This window comes from Aeromicrobium sp., assembly GCF_036676885.1.
Taxonomy (GTDB): domain Bacteria; phylum Actinomycetota; class Actinomycetes; order Propionibacteriales; family Nocardioidaceae; genus Aeromicrobium.
In genome coordinates, this window is the sequence record NZ_JAKFCB010000336.1 from 1 (window position 1) to 4,582 (window position 4,582).

6 protein-coding genes are annotated in these 4,582 nt (G+C 68.8%); 5 read left to right on the plus strand and 1 reads right to left on the minus strand.

Annotated elements, in window-relative coordinates; all coding sequences use genetic code 11:
• The 4 genes from V6M46_RS15610 to V6M46_RS15625 form a co-directional block, all read left to right on the plus strand.
• The coding region (locus V6M46_RS15610; protein ID WP_332666743.1) for a phosphoglycerate kinase at positions 1-1,165 on the plus strand (1,165 nt) is incomplete at its 5' end.
• Complete coding sequence (gene tpiA / locus V6M46_RS15615) at positions 1,162-1,962, plus strand: triose-phosphate isomerase (protein WP_332666745.1); 801 nt, start codon at positions 1,162-1,164, stop codon at positions 1,960-1,962. The genes V6M46_RS15610 and tpiA, both read left to right, overlap by 4 nt.
• Positions 1,963-1,980: 18 nt before the next feature.
• On the plus strand, positions 1,981-2,217 hold the full coding sequence (gene secG, locus V6M46_RS15620) for a preprotein translocase subunit SecG (RefSeq protein WP_332666747.1): 237 nt from the start codon (positions 1,981-1,983) through the stop codon (positions 2,215-2,217).
• Positions 2,217-2,570 (plus strand): RNA polymerase-binding protein RbpA, encoded by a 354-nt coding sequence (locus V6M46_RS15625; protein WP_332666749.1) that lies wholly within the window; start codon positions 2,217-2,219, stop codon positions 2,568-2,570. The genes secG and V6M46_RS15625 overlap by 1 nt, the downstream gene beginning before the upstream one ends.
• A 97-nt stretch (positions 2,571-2,667) precedes the next feature.
• Here V6M46_RS15625 and V6M46_RS15630 read toward each other — a convergent pair whose 3' ends face one another.
• Positions 2,668-2,877 carry a hypothetical protein gene (locus tag V6M46_RS15630; protein ID WP_332666751.1) on the minus strand — a complete coding sequence of 70 codons (210 nt, stop codon included), beginning with the start codon at positions 2,875-2,877 and terminating at the stop codon, positions 2,668-2,670.
• A gap of 141 nt (positions 2,878-3,018) precedes the next feature.
• On the opposite strand from V6M46_RS15630, the gene V6M46_RS15635 reads away from it, so the two are divergent.
• Positions 3,019-4,582, plus strand: a 1,564-nt coding sequence (locus V6M46_RS15635) for an AfsR/SARP family transcriptional regulator (RefSeq protein WP_332666753.1), incomplete at its 3' end; no start/stop codon positions are given.

A 4,582-nucleotide genomic window follows, 5' to 3' on the forward strand; every position in this document is an offset into this window, starting at 1 on the left:
CCGCAGTGACCTCAACGTGCCGCTCGACGGCACGACGATCACCGACGACGGTCGCGTACGCGCGAGCGTGCCGACGATCAAGCGTCTTGCCGACGCAGGTGCCCGCGTCCTCGTGACGGCCCATCTGGGCCGTCCCGACGGCGTACCCAACCGGGACTACTCGCTGGCGCCGGTCGCCGAACGGCTCGCAGAGCTGCTCGGCGCTCCGGTGCTGTTCGCCAACGACACCGTTGGCCCGGAGGCCGCGCACATCTCCGCGGCGCTCCAGGACGGCCAGGTCGCGGTGCTGGAGAACGTCCGGTTCAACCCGGGCGAGACCAGCAAGGACGACGCCGAGCGTGGCGCGTTCGCCGACCAGCTCGCAGCGCTCGCCGACGTGTTCGTCTCCGACGGCTTCGGCGTCGTGCACCGCAAGCAGGCCAGCGTCTACGACATCGCCACCCGGCTTCCGGCCGCGGTCGGCGAGCTCGTGGAGGCGGAGGTCGAGGTGCTCAAGCGGCTGACCGAGAGCCCCGAGCGCCCCTACACCGTGGTGCTCGGCGGCTCCAAGGTCTCCGACAAGCTCGGGGTCATCGACAACCTGCTCGACAAGGCCGACAACCTGCTGATCGGTGGCGGGATGGTCTTCACGTTCCTCAAGGCGCAGGGCCATGAGGTCGGCAAGTCCCTCCTCGAGGACGACCAGCTCGACATCGCCCGCGGCTACATCGCGCAGGCCGAGGCCCAGGGCGTACGCCTGGTGCTGCCGACCGACATCGTCGTGGCACCGGAGTTCAAGGCCGATGCGCCCGCGACGACCGTGGCCGCCGACGCGATGCCGGCCGACCAGCTCGGTCTCGACATCGGCCCGGACTCCTCGGCGGCGTTCGCCGAGATCATCCGCGGCTCCAAGACGGTGTTCTGGAACGGCCCCATGGGCGTTTTCGAGATGGCGGCGTTCGCGGCCGGCACCAAGGCCGTCGCCCAGTCGCTCACCGAGGTCGACGGCCTGTCGGTCGTCGGTGGTGGTGACTCGGCCGCGGCCGTACGCCAGCTCGGCTTCGCGGACAGCGACTTCGGACACATCTCCACCGGGGGAGGCGCGAGCCTCGAATACCTCGAGGGCAAGACGCTGCCCGGCCTAGACATCCTCGAAGACTCAACCCAATCTGGGGGAACTGCATGACCGACCGCAAGCCACTCATGGCCGGCAACTGGAAGTCCAACCTCAACCACCAGGAAGCGGTGGTGCTGGTCCAGAAGCTCGCCTGGACGCTGCAGGACAAGAAGCACGACTTCGACAAGTCCGAGGTCGTCGTGATCCCTCCGTTCACCGACATCCGCAGCGTGCAGACGCTGGTCGACGGTGACCACCTGGCGATCGGCTACGGCGCCCAGGACGTCTCGGAGCACGACGGTGGCGCCTACACCGGCGAGATCGCCGCGTCGATGCTGGCCAAGCTCGGCTGCTCCTACGTCGTCGTCGGTCACTCCGAGCGTCGTGAGTACCACGCCGAGAGCGACCAGCTCGTCAACATCAAGGCGGCCAAGACGCTTGCCGCCGGCATGAGCCCCATCGTGTGCGTCGGCGAGGGTCTCGAGATCCGCCAGGCCGGCGACCACGTGGCATACACGCTGGCGCAGGTCGACGGCTCGCTCGCCGGTTTCACCGCCGAGCAGATGGCCTCCGTCGTCATCGCCTACGAGCCCGTGTGGGCGATCGGCACCGGCGAGGTGGCCACCCCGGAGGACGCCCAGGAAGTCTGCGCAGCGATCCGTTCGCGCGTCGAGGAGACCTGGTCGCCCGAAGTCGCGGCGGCATTGCGTATCCTTTACGGCGGATCAGTGAAAGCGGCGAACATCGCCGCCATCATGGCGAAGTCGGATGTCGACGGAGCCCTGGTTGGCGGTGCAAGTCTCCAAGCGGAGGAGTTCGCCGGGATCGCTCGGTTCTACGCCATGCCGGACCTGTCCGGCGCCTGACAACGAAGGCCCCAACTCGTGATTGTGACGTTCTCCGTAATCCTGGCGATCAGCAGCCTGCTGATGATCGTCCTGGTTCTCATGCACAAGGGACGCGGGGGCGGTCTCTCCGACATGTTCGGTGGCGGCGTCTCCAGCTCGCTCGGCGGCTCCTCGGTCGCCGAACGCAACCTCGACCGCATCACGGTCGGTATCGCAGTCGTCTGGGTCGTGTGCATCTTCGCGCTCGGCCTGCTACTGAAGGTGAGCAACTAGTGGCAGCAGGTGCTATCCGGGGCAGCCGTATCGGCTCAGGCCCCATGGGTGAGGCAGAGCGTGGCGAGGCCGCCCCGCGGCAGTTCGTGACGTTCTTCTGCATCAACAACCACACGACCGAGCTGCAGTTCGCGATCGAGGCCGAGGTGCCGGAGTCGTGGGACTGCCCGCGGTGTGGCATGCCGTCGAGCGTCGACTCCGACAACCGGCCGACCGCCAAGAAGATCGAGCCCTACAAGACGCACCTCGCGTACGTGAAGGAGCGTCGCTCCGAGACCGAGGCCGACGAGATCCTCAAGGAAGCCATCGAGCTCCTGCGCACCAAGCGCAAGACCGGCGAAGTCATCTTCTGAGCCTGTCCGCCATGGGGCGGTGAGCTGGGCACCTGTCAGCAGTGCTGACACGTGCCCAGCTCACCGCCTTTTGTCATTGGGTCACCGCGCGGGCGGCTCACTCGTTGGCGCAGCGGGGGAGAGTGCCACCGTTCTCGAGCCAGCCGGCCGCGGCGTCCGCCGTGCTGACACAGCGGTCAATCGTCGGATCGTCGCTCGACGAGCCCGAGCTTGCCGAGACCGTGGCGCCGAGGAGTGCAGCCGCCGCTGCCGCTGCGAACGCGAGCAGGATGTTTCCGCCGAACCGGCGGGGGTTGGGAGTCTTCATGATCGTTCCTTTCTCGTCACGCCGCCCGTTTGCGGCGTACGTGGAGAGGATGTGTGCGGGCGGTATCGTTCCGCGTTCGGCCTGGTATCAGTGGGGTATCGGCCCCGTTGACCCCGGTGATCCGGCGGATCACGATGAGGCATGGACGTCGACGTGCTGGGCTCGCTGCGGGTTGACGCCGGGGGCGTCAGCCTTGCGCCGCGCGACCGGATGGTCCTGACGGCACTGGCCGTTCGCGTCGGCTACGTGCTCACGATCGATGAGCTGACCGACGTGCTGTGGCACGACGACCCGCCGGCGTCGGCAGCCAAGGTCGTGCAGGGGTGCGTGGCTCGCTTGCGCAAGGTGCTAGGGGCGAGCGCAGTGGAGACGACATCGGCGGGATACCGGCTGACCGGTGACGGGATCCAGCTCGACTGCGGCGTGTTCGTGTCGTTGCTGGCTCAGAGCCGCGAGCAGAAGGTGGCCGGCGACCTGGCGCAGTCGGCCGGCACGCTGGCCGCTGCGCTCAGGTTGTGGCGGGGACCGCCGTTCGCCGACATCACGGACTGGGCGCCCGCCGAGGCCGAGGCCGCGCGTCTCACCGAGCTGCGTCTGGTCGGCGAGGAGGACCTGGTCGCTCTTCGCCTGGACCTCGGTGACCATGAGGGCGTCGCGGCCGATGCGCTGACCCTGTCCGCGGCCGAGCCCTGGCGCGAGAAGCGATGGGTGCTGCTGGCCCTGGCGCAGTATCGCAGTGGTCGCCAGACCGACGCGCTCGCCACGATCCGTCGTGCGGGGTACGCCCTCCGCACCGAGCTCGGCGTGGATCCGGGACCGGAGCTGACCTCGCTCGAGGAGTCGGTGCTCAAGCAGGACCCGAGCCTGCTCGTTCCCGAAGCGCTCTCCGGGCCGTACGACGACAGCTGCCCCTACAAGGGCCTCGCCGCGTACGGTGTCGACGACGCGGCGATGTTCTTCGGGCGCTCACGCCTGGCGGTCGAGCTGGCGCGCCGACTCGAGGCGGCGCCGCTGCTGGTCGTGGCGGGCGATTCAGGCGCGGGGAAGTCGTCGGTGATTCGCGCAGGTCTGGTGCCTCTGCTGAGTGACCAGGGCCGTGAAGCCGCCATCCTGGTGCCGACGCACGATCCGCAGACGGCCGTCGTGGCTGCGTTGGGCGCTGCGTCCGGCGACGACCCGGTCGTCGTGATCGACCAGTTCGAGGAGATCTTCACCCAGGAAGCCGACGTGCCGGCGTGGTTGTCGTGGGTCGTTGACTACGCCACGACCCGAGCGCCGGTCGTGCTGGCCATCCGCGCGGATCACCTCGGGGACCTCGCGCAGGACGCGGAGCTCGCTCGCCTGGTCGAGAAGGGCATGCACCTCGTACGCCCATTGGCGGGCGATGAGCTGCGTGAGGCGATCGAGGGTCCGGCCCGCGCGGCGGGACTCACACTCGATCCCGGGCTGGTCGACCTGATCGTGCGAGACGTCGAGGGGGAGCCGGGCGGGCAGCCTCTGATGTCGCACGCCCTGATGGAGACCTGGCATCGTCGGGCTGGCCGCACCATGACGCTTGAGGGCTATCGGGCGTCCGGAGGCATCCGCGGGGCCGTGACGCGCTCAGCGGAGCGTCTCTACCGCGGGCTCGGTGAGGAGGACCAGGACGCCGTACGGGCGATCATGGTGCGCCTGTGTCCCGTCGACGACGACGGTCGACCGGAGC